The organism is Alkalicoccus urumqiensis, from assembly GCF_002993335.1.
GTDB lineage: Bacteria > Bacillota > Bacilli > Bacillales > Salisediminibacteriaceae > Alkalicoccus > Alkalicoccus urumqiensis.
The window spans coordinates 78849-94483 of record NZ_PVNS01000007.1 but is presented as its reverse complement, the minus strand read 5'-3'; the positions used below and the strand labels follow the sequence as shown (position 1 = coordinate 94483).

At 54.6% G+C, this 15635-nt stretch carries 15 protein-coding genes; 12 read left to right on the top strand and 3 right to left on the bottom strand.

What is annotated here, in order from left to right; genetic code table 11:
• The first annotated feature begins 5 nt into the window (after positions 1 to 5).
• From ppaX to hisIE, 10 genes are all read left to right on the top strand, one after another.
• Positions 6 to 668 carry a pyrophosphatase PpaX gene (gene ppaX, locus C6I21_RS08690; RefSeq protein WP_105959067.1) on the top strand — a complete coding sequence of 221 codons (663 nt, stop codon included), beginning with the start codon at positions 6 to 8 and terminating at the stop codon, positions 666 to 668.
• A complete protein-coding gene (locus C6I21_RS08685; RefSeq protein ID WP_105959066.1) occupies positions 665 to 1192 on the top strand; it encodes an acyltransferase in 528 nt (175 codons plus the stop codon). The genes ppaX and C6I21_RS08685 overlap by 4 nt, the downstream gene beginning before the upstream one ends.
• Before the next feature lie 218 nt (positions 1193 to 1410).
• Positions 1411 to 2595, top strand: a complete 1185-nt coding sequence (locus C6I21_RS08680) for an ATP phosphoribosyltransferase regulatory subunit (protein WP_105959065.1) — start codon at positions 1411 to 1413, stop codon at positions 2593 to 2595.
• 2 nt (positions 2596 to 2597) lie between these two features.
• A complete protein-coding gene (gene hisG / locus C6I21_RS08675) occupies positions 2598 to 3236 on the top strand; it encodes an ATP phosphoribosyltransferase (protein WP_105959064.1) in 639 nt (212 codons plus the stop codon).
• On the top strand, positions 3233 to 4513 hold the full coding sequence (hisD, locus tag C6I21_RS08670) for a histidinol dehydrogenase (RefSeq protein ID WP_105959063.1): 1281 nt from the start codon (positions 3233 to 3235) through the stop codon (positions 4511 to 4513). The genes hisG and hisD overlap by 4 nt, the downstream gene beginning before the upstream one ends.
• Positions 4510 to 5097: an imidazoleglycerol-phosphate dehydratase HisB gene (hisB, locus tag C6I21_RS08665; protein ID WP_105959062.1), complete on the top strand. Its 588-nt coding sequence runs from the start codon at positions 4510 to 4512 to the stop codon at positions 5095 to 5097. Before hisD ends, hisB begins: the two co-directional genes overlap by 4 nt.
• Positions 5097 to 5720 (top strand): imidazole glycerol phosphate synthase subunit HisH, encoded by a 624-nt coding sequence (gene hisH, locus C6I21_RS08660; RefSeq protein ID WP_105959061.1) that lies wholly within the window; start codon positions 5097 to 5099, stop codon positions 5718 to 5720. Before hisB ends, hisH begins: the two co-directional genes overlap by 1 nt.
• Positions 5713 to 6447 (top strand): 1-(5-phosphoribosyl)-5-[(5-phosphoribosylamino)methylideneamino]imidazole-4-carboxamide isomerase, encoded by a 735-nt coding sequence (gene hisA / locus C6I21_RS08655; RefSeq protein WP_105959060.1) that lies wholly within the window; start codon positions 5713 to 5715, stop codon positions 6445 to 6447. The genes hisH and hisA overlap by 8 nt, the downstream gene beginning before the upstream one ends.
• Positions 6448 to 7206, top strand: a complete 759-nt coding sequence (gene hisF, locus C6I21_RS08650) for an imidazole glycerol phosphate synthase subunit HisF (protein ID WP_105959059.1) — start codon at positions 6448 to 6450, stop codon at positions 7204 to 7206.
• Positions 7203 to 7847: a bifunctional phosphoribosyl-AMP cyclohydrolase/phosphoribosyl-ATP diphosphatase HisIE gene (gene hisIE / locus C6I21_RS08645; protein ID WP_425352492.1), complete on the top strand. Its 645-nt coding sequence runs from the start codon at positions 7203 to 7205 to the stop codon at positions 7845 to 7847. The genes hisF and hisIE overlap by 4 nt, the downstream gene beginning before the upstream one ends.
• A 423-nt stretch (positions 7848 to 8270) precedes the next feature.
• On the opposite strand, the gene C6I21_RS08640 is transcribed toward hisIE, so the two are convergent.
• Both C6I21_RS08640 and C6I21_RS08635 read right to left on the bottom strand, forming a co-directional pair.
• Positions 8271 to 9779 (bottom strand): phytoene desaturase family protein, encoded by a 1509-nt coding sequence (locus C6I21_RS08640; protein ID WP_105959058.1) that lies wholly within the window; start codon positions 9777 to 9779, stop codon positions 8271 to 8273.
• A 48-nt stretch (positions 9780 to 9827) separates the two neighbouring features.
• Entirely contained in the window at positions 9828 to 10373 is a 546-nt protein-coding gene (locus C6I21_RS08635; protein WP_105959057.1) for a methyltransferase family protein, read from the bottom strand.
• Positions 10374 to 10669: 296 nt separating this feature from the next.
• Here C6I21_RS08635 and C6I21_RS08630 point away from each other — a divergent pair, with 296 nt between their 5' ends.
• Together C6I21_RS08630 and trxB are read left to right on the top strand one after the other, a co-directional pair.
• Entirely contained in the window at positions 10670 to 11665 is a 996-nt protein-coding gene (locus C6I21_RS08630; protein WP_181186188.1) for a tetratricopeptide repeat protein, read from the top strand.
• 92 nt (positions 11666 to 11757) lie between these two features.
• Positions 11758 to 12723, top strand: a complete 966-nt coding sequence (gene trxB / locus C6I21_RS08625; protein WP_105959055.1) for a thioredoxin-disulfide reductase — start codon at positions 11758 to 11760, stop codon at positions 12721 to 12723.
• A gap of 656 nt (positions 12724 to 13379) precedes the next feature.
• Here the strand turns inward: trxB and C6I21_RS08615 are convergent.
• Positions 13380 to 15389 carry an ATP-dependent Clp protease ATP-binding subunit gene (locus C6I21_RS08615; protein WP_105959053.1) on the bottom strand — a complete coding sequence of 670 codons (2010 nt, stop codon included), beginning with the start codon at positions 15387 to 15389 and terminating at the stop codon, positions 13380 to 13382.
• Positions 15390 to 15635: the final 246 nt, after the last annotated feature.

Sequence of the window (15635 nt, the reverse complement as noted above, 5' to 3'; positions counted from 1 at the left end):
TGCCTATGAACAACCGCATTACGACTGTTTTATTTGATCTGGATGGCACGCTGATCGATACGATCGGTCTGATCACGGCTTCTTTTCAACATACGCTCGATCACTTTTTTCCCGGTGAATACACGGAGAGCGATCTTCCCTCCTTCATCGGTCCGCCGCTTTACGAGACATGCTCGCGCCTGCTTCCGGGGCGGGAGGAGGAAATGATCCGGGTGTACCGGACATTCAACCTCCGTCACCACGATGACATGGTCACAGGCTATCCCGGTGTAGAAGAGACGCTGCAGCAGCTCAGGGAGGCCGGCCTTAAAATTGGGGTGGTGACAACGAAGCGCCGGGAAACAGCACTCCGCGGGCTGTCTTTCATGCAGCTCTCTTCCTATGTGGATACGGTCGTTTCTCTCGATGATGTTACGCATGCAAAGCCGCATCCCGAACCGCTCCACCTGGCGCTCCGCCAGCTCGGCCGTACGCCGGGGGAAGCGGTAATGGTCGGCGACAGCGAGCACGACATTCTCGGCGGCAGGCGGGCAGGGACCGCGGCTGCGGCCTGCGGATGGAGTATTAAAGGAAAAGCGCACCTGGCATCGTTTGAACCGGATATCATGCTCGATGCGATGCCGGAACTCGTTCCGTGGGTTCTCAGGGAACAGGAGGCGCGGCAATGAAGCGGCAGACCGAGCGCTATCCCGTGAAAACAGCTAACTCGCTCTGGCAGGTGTACAAAACCGTCCCGTTTTTCAAAGTTGTGAAAAACTTTATCGTCATTCAGACGGCGCGCTATACGCCGTTTTTATCCTTGAAAAACCGGCTGTACCGGACGTTTCTCCGTATGGACGTCGGGGATCAGGCAGCTGTGGCACTCATGGTCATGCTCGACGTTATGTATCCCGAACGGATTTCCATCGGAAAAAATACGGTGATCGGCTACAACACAACGATCCTTGCACACGAATACTTAATTGATGAATACCGCCTGGGCGACGTCCGCATCGGCGATAACGTGATGATCGGCGCCAATACGACGATTCTTCCCGGGGTGACGATCGGTGACGGAGCCATCGTCTCCGCGGCGACGCTCGTTCATAAAAACGTTCCGGCAGGCGCCTTTGTCGGCGGCAATCCGATGCAGGTTCTCCGTGAACCGGAAGGCACTGCTCCCGGCACACCGCCTGCAGAAGAGCGTGAATAAAACGCCTCCGGCCGATCACGGCCCGGGGCGTTTTTTACAGAAAAACATGAATACCGCGCAGCAAATGCACTTATTTCCGGACTGCCTGACGCCGGAAGCATTTCCGGTTGACGAAGACGGGGTACCGCGATAAACTAAGCGTTAGAAACTTTATTGCTCTATTACGTTAGCAGACTAAAGTGAAAAGTCCGGATCGATTCAGAAAGGGTGGCAGAAGGATGACTAAATTGTTCATGTTCGAAAAACCGCAGGGCATGCGGGATACACTGCCGGAGCTGTATCAGCTGAAAGCAGAAGTAAAACAGGCCGTTTCCAAGGAAGTACAGCAGTGGGGATACGAAGCCGTGGAAACGCCGACGGTGGAATTTAATGAGACGGTAGGTGCTGCATCGGCCATCCTGGACCAGCAGCTGTTTAAACTGCTTGATCAGCAGGGCAACACGCTTGTTCTGCGTCCGGATATGACCGCTCCGATTGCACGAATTGCGGCGTCTACGATGAAAGAAGCGGAACGACCGCTCCGTTTAACGTACGATGCACCGGTTTTCCGGGCACAGCAGTACGAAGGCGGCCGTCCCGCAGAATTCGAACAGATCGGCGTGGAACTAATCGGGGATACGTCGTCGAGTGCAGATGCAGAAGTCGTCACACTGATGGCAGCCTCCTTAACACGAGCGGGTATTTCTTCGTATCAGATTGCTGTCGGCCACGTCGGTTTCGTCAATGCGCTCCTCGAGGAAATTCTCGGAACCGAGGCACGTGCCAGCGAGTTCCGTCGGTATCTGTACGAAAAAAATTACGTCGGTTTCCGTCACGCCGTGGATCAGCTGCCGCTGTCGTCCCTCGATAAACGCCGGCTGCACCAGCTGCTCCGTCTGAAAGGGGATACGTCCATCCTGGATGAAGCGGAGAAGCTGACAGAATCCCAGGCAGGAAAAGAGGCGCTTTCGCAGCTGAGAAGCCTGATGCGCGTGCTGGAGGAAGATGGTCTTGCAGAACAGGTCATGGTCGATCTGAATCTGGTGATGCACATGAGCTACTACACCGGAACCGTATTTGAAGCATACAGCAACGGACTCGGCTACCCGCTCGGCGGCGGTGGCCGATACGACCAGCTTCTGGAACGGTTCCATGATGCGGAGCCGGCAACCGGATTCGGCCTCCGCGTCGACCGTCTCACTGAAGCGCTTGGGAAAGTAAAAAAACGGCCCGTAAAAGATACGGCTGTTATCTTCAGCAGCGAACGCCGCCGCGGGGCACTCAAGGAAGCGGCTGACAAACGCAGCAGCGGTCACGCTGTTGTGATGCAGGATATTACCGGCATTTCTGATGTCGATGCATTTACCGCTCAGTTTAACGACGTGATTTACTTTATCGGTGCGGATGGAAAGGGAGGACGCTGATCATGCTTACGGTAGCTATGCCGAAAGGCCGTATATTTGAAGAAGCGGTGGAGCTGCTCCGCCAGGCAGGGTACGACCTGCCCCCGGAATTTGATGACTCGCGGAAGCTGATTATTGAAGTGCCGCAGTCAGGGATGCGCTTTATTCTCGCGAAGCCGATGGACGTGCCGACCTACGTGGAACATGGTGTCGCTGACGTCGGTGTTGCCGGGAAGGACGTCATGATCGAAGAAGAGCGTGACGTCTACGAAGTGCTCGATCTGAAAATCAGCTCCTGCTACATGGCCGTAGCCGCTCTGGCGGACTACACGCCGCAGAAGGACGTAAATCCGAAAATCGCCTCCAAATACCCGAAGCTCACCTCCGATTACTTCCGGGAGCAGGGCGAGCAGGTCGAAATTATCAAACTGAATGGTTCCATTGAACTCGCCCCGATCGTCGGACTCGCCGACCGGATCGTGGATATCGTCTCGACCGGACAGACACTGAAGGAAAACGGCCTGGTGGAGATCGAAACGATGATTCCCATCACCTCCCGTTTTATCGTCAATCCGGTAAGCTACCGGACGAAAGCGAAGCAGATTGATGAAATGGTGGACCGCCTTGCAGAGGTCGTGTCCCAGGGAGGAGAGCCTTCATGAAAATCATCCCTTTAACCGAAAAGCCGTCGCTCCGCCGCTCGGTGGACCAGGGAACGGGAACCCAGCGGCAGGCGGTGACCGATATTTTAGAGCAGGTGCGGACGCAGGGCGACAAGGCCCTTCACCAGTTCACACAGCAGTTTGACGGCGTGACGCTGGAAGATTTCCGCGTCAGTGAATCAGAAAAGCAGGAGGCGGTGGAGGCAGTCAGCGCGGTCGAGCGCGACATTCTCCGCGAAGCCATTGCCAATATCCGTGATTTTCATGCGCGCCAGCGGGAGGAAACGTGGATTACGACGAAGCCGGACGGCTCGATTCTCGGCCAGAAAGTGACGCCGCTGGACGCAGCCGGGGTTTACGTACCCGGCGGCCGCGCAGCGTACCCGTCGTCGATCATGATGAACGTGATCCCGGCTCAGACAGCCGGCGTGGAGCGGATTGTTATGGTCTCACCGCCGCAGAAAAACGGAAAGCTCGAACCGATCGTGCTCGCCTGCGCTGTCGAGCTCGGCGTCGAGGAAATTTACAAAGTCGGCGGCGCGCACGCGGTGGCAGCACTTGCCTACGGAACGGAAACGATCGCGCCGGTCGATAAAATTACGGGGCCCGGCAACATTTTCGTCGCACTCGCCAAGCAGCAGGTGTATGGCACGGTCGATATTGATATGATCGCGGGACCAAGCGAAGTCGTCGTCCTGGCAGATGAAACTGGGCGCGCGGATTATATTGCAGCGGACATGCTCAGTCAGGCCGAGCACGATCCAATGTCGTCCGCTGTACTCGTGACGACGGATACAAGACTTGCGGAAGAAACGGTACGTGAAGTAGAACGGCAGCTGCAGTCGCTGCCGAAAAAAGAGATCGCCGAAAAAGCCATCGACGAGTTCAGCTGCGTCTATACCGCAGATACGATGGAGGAAGCCGTTGCTGCAGTGAACGAGCTGGCTGCGGAGCACCTGGAAATCCATACAGCAGCACCGTGGGAAATTCTGCCGAAAATCCGTCATGCAGGCGCCATTTTCCTCGGAGAGGCAAGCTCGGAGCCGGTCGGGGATTACTTTGCAGGTCCGAACCACGTCCTGCCGACAAACGGAACAGCCCGGTTTTCCTCGCCGCTTCTCGTGGAGGACTTTACAAAGAAATCGAGCATCATCTCCTACAGCCGGGAGGCGCTGGCCGACCACGGGGAGACGATCGCTGCCTTTGCACGGCTCGAGAATCTGGAAGCACATGCACGCGCCGTAGAGATACGCGGCGGGAAGGGAGATCTATCATGACACGTACAGCCTCAGTGAACCGGGAGACAAAAGAAACGCAGATCCAGCTGTCCCTGAACGTGGACGGAAGCGGGAAAGCGGCGATTGATACCGATGTGCCGTTTATGTCGCATATGATGGACTTGTTTACACGCCACGGTCTGTTCGATATGGAACTGACCGCACGGGGAGATACAGACATTGACGACCATCACACGACCGAAGATATCGGAATTGTTCTCGGCGGCGCACTCCGCGAAGCCCTCGGGGATAAAAAAGGCATCCGCCGCTACGGGTCCTGCTTTGTACCGATGGATGATGCACTGGCGCACGTCGTCGTCGATTTAAGCAATCGTCCGCACTTTGAACTGCGCGGGGACATTCCCCACCGGAAGCAGGGAACGTTTGATACCGAGCTTGTCGAAGAGTTTCTCGAAAAATTTGCGATGGAAGCCCGTATGAATCTTCACGTGAACGTCCACTACGGCCGGAACGCCCACCACATTATCGAAGCGGTGTTCAAAGCGGCAGCGAGAGCGATTGATGAAGCGGTCCAGGTGGATCCCCGTGTCCAGGGTGTTCCGTCGACGAAAGGAAGTCTCTGATGATCGGGATTATTGATTACGGAATGGGCAATCTGCACAGCGTCACCAAAGCGCTGGAACGTCTGGGTCATACGCCGTTTTTATCTGAGAAGCCCGAGGAACTGGCAAAGGCGGACCGTCTGATTCTTCCGGGGGTCGGGGCGTTTAAGGATGGAATGGCGGAGCTTGAGAAGCGCGGGCTCGATACGTTTATAAAGGAGTGGAGCAGGGACGGAAAGCCGCTTCTCGGCATCTGTCTCGGCATGCAGCTTCTTTTCTCGGAGAGTGAAGAGTTCGGCAGTACGAAGGGGCTCGGACTGCTTCCGGGTCATGTCGTTCGTTTTCCTGAGGGGAAGGCGAAGGTGCCGCATATGGGCTGGAACCGGCTTGTGTTTCATCAGCCGGAGCATCCGCTGCTGCGGGATGTGGAAGAAGGGCACGTGTACTTTGTGCATTCTTATTTTGTGCGGGCGGAGGCGTCGATTCTCGCTGCTTCCTGTGACTATGCAGGCGAATCGGTCGCGGCAGTCGTCGGACAGGGAAATACGTGGGGGACGCAGTTCCACCCGGAAAAAAGCAGCCACGTCGGCATGCGTATGCTGAAAAATTTCACAGGCGTGAAGGAAGGAGCCGCTCATGAGTAAGTTTACGATCTATCCAGCGATTGATATCCGCGGCGGAAAGTGTGTCCGTCTGCTGCAGGGGGATTACGAGAAGGAAACGGTGTACGGTGATTCTCCGTCGGGGATGGCATCCCGGTTTGTAGAAGAAGGGGCTTCCTGGATTCACATGGTGGATCTGGATGGCGCGAAAGAAGGGCGTCCGGTAAACCAGGAGGAAGTCATCAAGGCAGCCGCGCTGTCTGCTTCGGTGCAGGTCGGCGGCGGGATCCGCACGGAAGCGGACGTACGGATGTATCTGGAAGCCGGTGTGAGCCGTGTGATTCTCGGTAGTGCCGCGATTTCAGACCCCGACTTTGTGCGGCGGATGCTGCAGGAATTCGGCGGGGGACGGATCGCCATCGGCATTGATGCCCGGGACGGGTACGTCGCGACACATGGCTGGCTCGAGACGTCGGAAGTCAAAGCGGAAACGCTCGGACAAGAACTGGCGGAAGCCGGAGCGGAAACGTTTATTATGACGGATATTTCGAGAGACGGCATGATGAGCGGACCGAATGTGGAAGCGATCGCCTCGCTCGGGCGTGCGACGGATAAGCAGGTGATTGCCTCCGGCGGCGTCAGCAGCATGCAGGATCTCGAGGAGCTTGCCGGCTACGCGGGAAGCGGTATTTCCGGCGCGATTATCGGCAAAGCGCTTTACACCGATGCCATTGATTTAAAGACGGCTGTCCGGGAGGTGGAGCGCTGAATGCTGACGAAACGAATTATCCCGTGCCTCGATGTCAAAGAAGGGCGTGTCGTCAAAGGGGTGCAGTTTGTTGACCTGAGAGACGCCGGCGATCCGGTGGAACTCGCTGCATTCTATGATGAACAGGGCGCCGATGAACTCGTGTTCCTGGATATTTCCGCAAGCCACGAAGGCCGGGAAACGATGGTCGACGTCGTGGAGGAAGTTGCGGGCAAACTGGCGATTCCTTTTACAGTCGGCGGCGGGATTAATACGCTGGAGGACATGAAGCGGATTCTGCGCGCGGGAGCAGATAAAGTATCGGTTAACACAGCGGCGGTCAACCGGCCGGAGCTCATCCGTGAAGGGGCGGACTTCTTCGGTACACAGTGCATCGTGACCGCCATTGACGCGAAGTGGGACAGCGAACTCCGCTCCTGGAGGGTATACACCCACGGCGGCCGCCGTCCGACAGACTGGGAAGTGACCGACTGGGCGAAAGAAGCCGTCCGTCAGGGAAGTGGAGAAATTCTTCTGACAAGCATGGATCAGGACGGGGCGAAAACCGGCTTTGACGAAGCGCTGACAAAAACCGTTGGTGAAGCCGTGACCGTTCCAGTTATCGCCTCCGGCGGTGCCGGCAGCAGAGAACACTTTGAGACGGTGTTTACAGAAGCAGAGGCGGATGCCGCCCTTGCTGCTTCGATTTTTCATTACAAAGAAACGTCGGTGGCACAGGTGAAGGCCTACTTACGGGAAAAAGGAGTGGAAGTACGATGATGGATACAGCCCGTCTGAACTGGGATGAGAATGGATTGATTCCGGCAGTGGTTCAGGACGCTCATACACGCGAAGTGCTGACACTCGCCTACATGAACGAAACGTCGCTTCAGAAAACAGAAGAGAGCGGAGAGACGTGGTTTTACAGCCGCTCACGTGATGAGCTCTGGCATAAAGGGGCGACATCCGGCAACACGCAGAAAGTGACGGAAATCCGCCTTGACTGCGATCAGGATGCCCTCGTCGTGCTGGTTGAGCCGAATGGACCGGCCTGCCATACCGGTGCGCGCTCCTGTTTCTCGGATACCCTCGTCAAGAAAGAGGAGGAAGCGGAGAGTACAGGACGGTTTGCGATCATTGAAGAGCTGGAGACGCTTCTGGAGAAGCGGGAACAGGAGCGTCCGGAAGGGTCGTATACGACGTACCTGTTTGAGGAAGGCGTCGACAAGATTTTGAAAAAAGTCGGCGAAGAAGCTTCCGAAGTGATTATCGCGGCGAAAAACCGCGACAGGCAGGAACTGACGTGGGAGAGCGCCGACCTTCTCTACCACTGGCTCGTTCTTCTCCGCGAGCAGGAGCTGCCGCTCGATGATGTGCTTGATCGGCTCAAAGACCGCCACAGCGGAAAGAAAAACGTCTGACTGCACAGCAGCGGACACTGAAAAAGTCTCTATTAAAGAAACTCTCTACATGGAGAGTTTCTTTTTTATTACACAATTTGATATACGAAAAGAAACTTTAACTTTTTCAATTAGTGAAATCAGACTGCACTACAGACGGAAGCTTGCCGCGGGCATGGCCTCAGCCTCCTCGAACATCCTTTGGATGTTCTGCGGGGTCTTCACCTCATGCTTTTCCCGCAGGCGTCCCCGTCTTTCGTTACGTCTGATTGAGCCTGGGATAAAAAGCATGAAAATGGTCAAAAGAATTCCATGAAAAAAAGACGACCAGATCCAAAAAATTGGATCTGGTCGTCTTTTTTCTGTGAGTTTACTTTCATTCAATTAAAATCGTGAGATTTTCAGTGGTCCCGTGATTTCCGGCGGGGTTTTGCGTATGCGTCGTTATTTCGTTTTGTTGAGTGCTTTCTGGTCTTCCAGAATCAAATCGGCTGTCAGCTGGCCGGAAAGTGTAACCATCGGAACGCCGCCGCCCGGGTGGGTGGAGCCGCCGGCAAAGTACAGGTTGTTGTACAGCTGGCTTTTCGCTGGAATTTTGAAGCCGCCGTTGGTGTTTTTATCTGCAGCAATCCCGTAGATAGAACCGCCGTTGGCGCCGTAAAGCTCTTCAAGGGTATCCGGATTGAATTCATATTCAAACTCAATAGAATCCCGCAGGCCGGTCAGTCCCATGCGCTCCAGTTTATCAATCACCGTGTCCCGGTATTTGTCCCAGTCCGCTTTTTTCTTCAGCGCTGTTTTCGGCGGGACGTGGGTGAGAACGAAGAGGTTTTCCTTCCCTGCCGGAGCCTGCGAAGGATCGGTTTTAGAAGATACCCCAATATAAATCGTCGGATCATCTGCCGGCACTCCTTTTTGATAAATCTGTTTAAATTCTTTCTTTGGATCTTCCGAGAAGAAGAAATTGTGATGCTTCAGCTGTGGAAACTCGCGGTCGGTTCCGAGAAGCAGCACGAGACCGGAAACAGTCGGCTGATACGTCTTCGAGAGTGACTTTACTTCTTTTTTAACCGGAGCAGTGTCCGGCAGAAGTGTGTTGTATGCCGGAATGACTTCCAGGTTGGAGACGACCACATCTGCTTTGTGCAGCTTGCCGTCCTGTGTGACGACACCGGACGCGGTTTCCCCTTCCAGGTAAATGTGGGAAACCGGTGTCGCTGTGTGGATATCGACGCGCAGCTCATCGAGGAGCGTCTTCATGCCGCGGGCGATGTTGTACATTCCGCCTTTGACGTAGTGGATGCCAAGACCGAGCTGGACGTAGACGAGCTGGTTCAGAATCGCCGGAGCCTGGTATGGGTTGGAACCGACATACATGACAAAGAAGTTAAACAACTGTTCCAGGTGCTTGTTGTCAAAATACTTTTTCGTGCCGTCCGCCACGGTGTGGAACGGATCCATCGAAAGCAGTTCCTTCAAGGTATGCTCTTTCCGCAGATCCTTCAGCCCGCTGATGGACGTTTTGTAGAAGCTTTTCATGCAGATGTCATACATATCCTGGGAGTAGGAAAGAAACTGTGTCAGGGAAGAGCCCGGATTATTCTCCACTTTGCGCATTTCCTGAAGCATGGAAGGCAGGTCGGAGGTGACATCCATTTTCGTACCGTCTTCAAAGAAGGTGCGCCACTGCGGTTCAATCCGTTCGATCTCCATGTAGTCGTGGACGTTGCGGTGAACGCGCTCAAACAGCTGCTCAAGCACCCATGGCATCGTCAGGATCGAAGGACCGGTATCAAACGTAAATCCTTTTCCGCTGCGCTGGTTGAGCTTGCCGCCGATCGTTTCATTCTTTTCCAGAATCGTCACGTCATATCCGTCTCCGGCAAGGCTGATGGCGGAGGAAAGTCCGCCGAGGCCGGCACCGATAACTACCGCAGTTGGTTTTTGTGTCATGGTCATGCACCTCCAGATAAATTGACCCGGATAACCCGGGGACATACGCTAATAAATAAATGGGATCAGCCGGTAGCGGTGCTTCAGCCAATTCCGGTATTCTTCTCCAAAGGAACGGATGAGGAGCTGTTCTTCACTTCGTATCCGGTTTAACAGCAGTGGCAGAAAGAGGACGAGTGTCAGCAGAAACCCTGCTGCACTGCTCATGAAAAGAGCGAAGCCGGCGACGATGGAAAGAAGGCCGGTATACAGCGGGTGTCTGAGCCTGCGGAATGGGCCGCTGCTGACAAGTCTGTCTTCACCGGTGTACTCTACGTCACGCGTAAACTGACTGCCGAGTTCCCGGATCCCCCAGTAGCGGAGGAAAATGCCGAAAATGTAGAGAATCAGACCGGCCCATGGCAGAAACGGAACCGGAAACAGCATCATGCCGCTTTCCCTTGAGAGAATAGAAATGCCGACAACCGCAGCGACGGCGAGAAAAATCCATGGAAAGGAGCGGCGTTCCGTTCCTTCCGAGCCGGCGCGGCTCCGGAAAAAGATGAACTCCGCCACCCAGATTAATGATGCAGCAATAAAAAGAACATCCAGCATATCGGCCTCCGTCGTCCGCAAAAATATGTAGCTGTATCGTTGTATACCCTTTGTGTAAACGTTGTAACCCTCTATTTTCCATCCGAGCCCGGTGCTCTTTTAAGAAAAGTGGATTTATTCTGCGTGGTGCGAGGTATAGAAAAGCACTGCCTTTTGTAAGAGCCCGGGCACACCAGATCCGGTACACAATAAAATAAGGAAGAAAAAGAGGGGAAGCGCCCGTTGCCGGTCTCCTGGACGCGTGTTATACTGCGTAAAGATGTTGAGGCAGAGAGAGAAATGGAGGCTTCATGTTCATGAGTCAGTTGAAGTCACGTGTCGTTCCGTTCATGCGTGAAGGAAGTTATTTTTATAAAAAAGGAATCGAAGCATATCAGGGGGCAAATCCCGGCCGCGCAGCGAAGCTGATCCGAAAAGCAGTGAAGCTGGATCCGGACGAGCCGGTATTTCTGTGCCAGCTGGCGATTGTTCTTGCCGAACAGGGGGAGCTGGAAGAGGCGAACCGGTGTCTGCGGTGGATTCAGGAAGAACTGGATCCGCTGATGAGCGAAAGCTACTTTTTCCTTGCGCACAACCTGGCGCAGCTTGGAGAACTCGAGAAGGCCGAGGAGCACCTGCAGACGTATCTGGAAATGAATCCGGAAGGAGAATTTGCGGAAGACGCTGAGATGATGCTGGAGATGACCGAAGAAGATTCGGACGTCCGCCCTTCCACTCCATTTTTTGCACCGGGTATGATGCTGATGCATGAGGGGGCTTTCTCCGAAGCAGAGAAATGGACCCGTGCAAAGCTTGCGGAGGAACCGAAACGGTTCGAATTGTATGCGCTTCTCGCAGAATCGCTCTGGCGGCAGGGTGAGAAAGAAAAAGCGGAGGATATCGTTCATCAGCTGATGGTGCGCGATAAACTCGATATGCGGGCGCGCTGCCTGTATGCGGTATATCAGTATGAAGCAGGCGCCCCGGCAGGCGGACAGGAAATCGAGGAACTGAAAAAGCTCCGCCCATTTTCCGCATGGGACCGCTACGTTCTCGGACGGTCGCTTTATTTTGCCGAAGCGTTTGAAGAGGCCTATCATTTCCTCCGCACGTCGGTGCCAATGGATGATCCGGTGTACATGCACCAGCTGGCAGCAGCAGCGGCGCATGCAGAAAAATGGCAGCAGGCCGAAAAGATCTGGAACCAGGCTGCGGCAATGGAGACGGAGAAAAAACAGAAACTAAAAGAGTTAAAAACGAAAGCAGCTTCGGGCGGAACGTTTGAGAATCACCGTGATGAGTGGATTTTTTAAACCTGCGGGGGTATATGAGCAGAACTTTGGACTTTCCGTTCTCTATCTTCTAGGATAGGGTTATACGATCTTGAACGAGGAGAGTGACAAGAATGACACCAGAAAATATTCATGATGTAGTAATTGTAGGAGCAGGACCGGCAGGAATGACCGCAGCTGTGTATACGTCCCGCGCGAACCTTTCCACTGTGATGCTCGAGCGCGGTATGCCGGGCGGACAGATGGCAAACACGGAGGACGTGGAGAACTACCCGGGGTATGACCACATTCTCGGACCGGATCTTTCGAACAAAATGTTTGAACATGCGACAAAATTCGGCGCCCAGTATAAGTACGGCGATGTAAAAGACATCGTGGACCACGGCGAGTACAAAACACTCGTACTCGGAAACGGCGAAATTCATGCCCGCGCGGTGATTCTGACGACAGGTGCCCAGTACAAAAAACTCGGTATCCCCGGCGAAGAAGAGCTCGGCGGAAAAGGTGTTTCCTACTGCGCCGTCTGTGACGGGGCGTTCTTTAAGAACAAAGAACTCGTCGTCATCGGCGGCGGAGATTCCGCAGTGGAAGAAGCGGTGTATCTGACACGCTTTGCAAGCAAAGTAACGATTGTCCACCGCCGGGATGAACTGCGCGCGCAGAAGATTCTTCAGGACCGTGCCTTCGCCAATGAAAAAATTGATTTTATCTGGAGCCACACGGTGAAGGAGATCAATGAAGAAAACGGCAAGGTCGGCAGTGTGACACTCGTCGATAAATCCGATGGCAGCGAGCGTGAGTTTAAAACAGACGGAGCATTCATTTATATCGGCATGCTTCCGCTTAACGCGCCGTTTAAAAACCTCGGTATTACAAACGAGGAAGGGTATGTTATTACGGATGAGAACATGGCCACATCGATCCCCGGCATTTATGCCGCTGGAGACATCCGCGACAAATCCCTCCGCCAGATCGTCACAGCAACCGGCGACGGCAGTATCGCAGCTCAAACAGTGCAGCACTTTATCGAAGAGCTGATGGAATCCATCGAGGAAAAAGAGAAAACCGAATCGGTCTGATGATGAACAACGGCCGGTAAAGCAGATATAGAAAAAAGCGTGCGCTCCGGGAAACCGGGGCGCACGCTTTTTTGCTTTCCGCCGGCGCAGATAGTGACGGCGCAGCGGCAGGCAGGATACATTCTCTGGGAGAAAGGAGATGTTTTCTCTATCTGGTCGAAACGGCCGCGGCCGAACCCGCCGCAGCCATCCACTAGAACCGGCCGGCTGCTTCTGGAGAAGATGTAGACTTCCAGGAGCAGAGGGAAGCGGGCCGGGCTGCTGTAGGATGGAGAAGTTGGACTGTGCTGGTCCGCTGTAAGCGTCAAAGAATACGTGTATAGAGGGCAAAAAAGAAACCCTCCCTTTCGGGAAGGTTGTCAAACAGGTAGAAAGATGGCGGTGCTTCTCCAGACCTCGGCGGAAGCTTGCCTCAGCTATTTCCCAGACCGCCCCGGTCTGGGAAAGGATCTTCGGACGGCGCTGATCCCATCGGCGTCCCCGCCGGGCCTTCCAAAGCACCGCTTCATCGAACAGGCGGTTTCCTATACGGACCACCGGCCGCCGGAACTTCCGGCACCCCCTCTGCTCCAATCTGTGCTCCGCCCCCATAGCCGCGGACTTCACACAAAAACGGCTGCGGCTGGTCACGTGGACCGGCCGCAGCCTTCTGCTGATTATCCCCGCACAATGCGGATCGTGTCTTCTTCAACTGTCACCCGGCAGCGGGAGAGGTCCGGGTCGGCGAGAAGCTCGTCGACAAGCTTGTCTTCCACGTGCTCCTGAATTGTGCGGCGGAGCGGCCGGGCACCGAATTTCGGATCGAATCCTTTCTCAGCAATCCAGCGGACTGCTTCGTCATCGACCGTCACATCCAGATTCTGTGCTCTGCTGTGTTCGAATACTTCCTCAAGCATCAGGCGGACAATCTGTTCCATCTCTGACTGCTCGAGAGCCTGAAATTCGACGATGCGGTCCAGGCGGTTGAGAAACTCCGGCTTAAAATAAGCTTCCAACGGCCGGGCGTTGGACGTCATGACGATAATCGTATCCTGAAAATGGACGGTGCGCCCATGGCTGTCTGTCAGGCGGCCGTCTTCGAGTACCTGCAGGAACATGTGCTGCACGTCCGGATGCGCCTTTTCCATCTCATCGAGAAGAATAATGGAGTACGGGCGGCGCCGTACCTGTTCGGTCAGCTGGCCGGCCTCGTTGTGCCCGACATATCCAGGCGGAGAGCCGATCAGCTTCGACACGCTGTGCTTCTCCATGTATTCACTCATATCCAGGCGGAACATGGCTTCACGGTCGCCGAACATTTCTTCTGCAAGGGCACGCGTCAGCTCGGTTTTTCCGACACCGGTCTGGCCGTGGAAGAGAAACGAAGCGATCGGACGTCCCTCCCTGCGGAATCCGGCCCGTCCGCGGCGGACTGCCTTCGCAACAGCTTCCACCGCTTCCTGCTGCCCGACGACCCGGGAACGGAGATGCTCTTCCAGATGCTGGAGCTTCGACTGTTCTTCACTTTCGAGGCGCTTTACCGGAATGCCCGTTTTCTGTTCAATAATGTGCTGAATATCCTCTACAGTCACTTCCGCCGCAGCATTCGAAGCGTTATCGAGCTTCTCCTGCAGCTGAAGCTCTTCCTGACGGAGACGGGCCGCTTTTTCGTACTCTTCCTGTTCCGCAGCCTGCTGCTTTTCCTTCTCAATCTCCTTTAGACGCGAAGAGATTTCCTCCGAGGAGGCACTGCCCTCCTGCAGATTGAGCCGCGCCCCGGCAATATCCATCAGGTCAATCGCCTTATCCGGCATGCGGCGGTCCTGAATGTAGCGGTCGGAAAGTTTCGCACACGCTTCCAGCACTGCCTCCGGATAATGGACACCGTGGTACGCTTCATATTTTGGCGCAAGGCCCTGCAAAATTGCAGTCATGTCTTCGACTTTCGGTTCGACGACCGTCACCGGTTCAAAACGACGTTCCAACGCGGCGTCTTTTTCAATGGTCCGGTACTCCTTAAACGTGGTGGCGCCGATAACCTGGATTTGTCCGGAAGCCAGTGCCGGTTTTAAAATGTTGCTGGCATCCGTGGAGCCTTCTGTTTTTCCGGCACCGACAAGCTGGTGGATCTCGTCGATGAAGAGAATGAGGGACGGATCCTGCTCGAGCTCGCTGACGAGCTGCTTCATGCGTTCTTCAAACTGCCCGCGGTAGCTTGTGCCAGAAAGAAGCGAAGCAACATCCAGCGACACAAGGCGCCGGCTGCGGAGTTTTTCCGGAACACGTCCTTCTTTGATTTTCAGTGCAAGTCCTTCCGCAATGGCTGTTTTACCCACACCCGGCTCTCCAATGAGAACGGGATTGTTTTTGTTCCGACGGTTCAGTACTTCTGCGACCTGCTCCATTTCCTTTTCCCGGCCGATCACTGGGTCGATCAGACCTTTTTCGGCCTGTGCAGTAAGATCCCGTCCGTACGTTTCCAGAACCGATGCTTCCTTTTCTTCCGCTGGGGCCTGCGCACTGTTCATTGGAGAGGTCATGGAAGCGGAAGACGTTTTCTCCTGAGGCTGGCTGACGAGTGACTGGTAACATGAGCGGCACAGCTTTGCTTCCTGTTCCTGTCCGTTAATGGAAACGCGGTAGAAGATGGAAGCGGGCTGCTGGTGACACTGTTGACATACATTCATGCTGATTCCTCCTTAACATCAAAGTTTGACTTTGACTATCTTTGACCTTATTATACCTCTTTGGTCAAAGAAGGTCAACAACTATTTACCTGGTTCTTTTGTGAATTCAACTGCCTCTTCGTGCCCGGAAATCGTTAATTGCCTTTAATGAGGCTGTAACCCGTGTGCAATAATCTTTCGGTATACTAAGGATTGTAATTGACCCCCTTTTATCTTTTGCACGGACGAACGCTGTCCGTGCCTTTT

Bases quoted from the DNA above. Each gene is read 5' to 3' on its own strand.
- hisA (WP_105959060.1), top strand. From the start codon at position 5,713: ATGAGTAAGTTTACGATCTATCCAGCGATTGATATCCGCGGCGGAAAG.
- trxB (WP_105959055.1), top strand. From the start codon at position 11,758: ATGACACCAGAAAATATTCATGATGTAGTAATTGTAGGAGCAGGACCG.
- hisD (WP_105959063.1), top strand. From the start codon at position 3,233: ATGAAAATCATCCCTTTAACCGAAAAGCCGTCGCTCCGCCGCTCGGTG.
- C6I21_RS08685 (WP_105959066.1), top strand. From the start codon at position 665: ATGAAGCGGCAGACCGAGCGCTATCCCGTGAAAACAGCTAACTCGCTC.
- hisB (WP_105959062.1), top strand. From the start codon at position 4,510: ATGACACGTACAGCCTCAGTGAACCGGGAGACAAAAGAAACGCAGATC.
- C6I21_RS08680 (WP_105959065.1), top strand. From the start codon at position 1,411: ATGACTAAATTGTTCATGTTCGAAAAACCGCAGGGCATGCGGGATACA.
- hisF (WP_105959059.1), top strand. From the start codon at position 6,448: ATGCTGACGAAACGAATTATCCCGTGCCTCGATGTCAAAGAAGGGCGT.
- C6I21_RS08640 (WP_105959058.1), bottom strand. From the start codon at position 9,779: ATGACACAAAAACCAACTGCGGTAGTTATCGGTGCCGGCCTCGGCGGA.
- hisH (WP_105959061.1), top strand. From the start codon at position 5,097: ATGATCGGGATTATTGATTACGGAATGGGCAATCTGCACAGCGTCACC.
- hisG (WP_105959064.1), top strand. From the start codon at position 2,598: ATGCTTACGGTAGCTATGCCGAAAGGCCGTATATTTGAAGAAGCGGTG.
- hisIE (WP_425352492.1), top strand. From the start codon at position 7,203: ATGATGGATACAGCCCGTCTGAACTGGGATGAGAATGGATTGATTCCG.
- C6I21_RS08630 (WP_181186188.1), top strand. From the start codon at position 10,670: ATGAGTCAGTTGAAGTCACGTGTCGTTCCGTTCATGCGTGAAGGAAGT.
- ppaX (WP_105959067.1), top strand. From the start codon at position 6: ATGAACAACCGCATTACGACTGTTTTATTTGATCTGGATGGCACGCTG.
- C6I21_RS08615 (WP_105959053.1), bottom strand. From the start codon at position 15,389: ATGAATGTATGTCAACAGTGTCACCAGCAGCCCGCTTCCATCTTCTAC.
- C6I21_RS08635 (WP_105959057.1), bottom strand. From the start codon at position 10,373: ATGCTGGATGTTCTTTTTATTGCTGCATCATTAATCTGGGTGGCGGAG.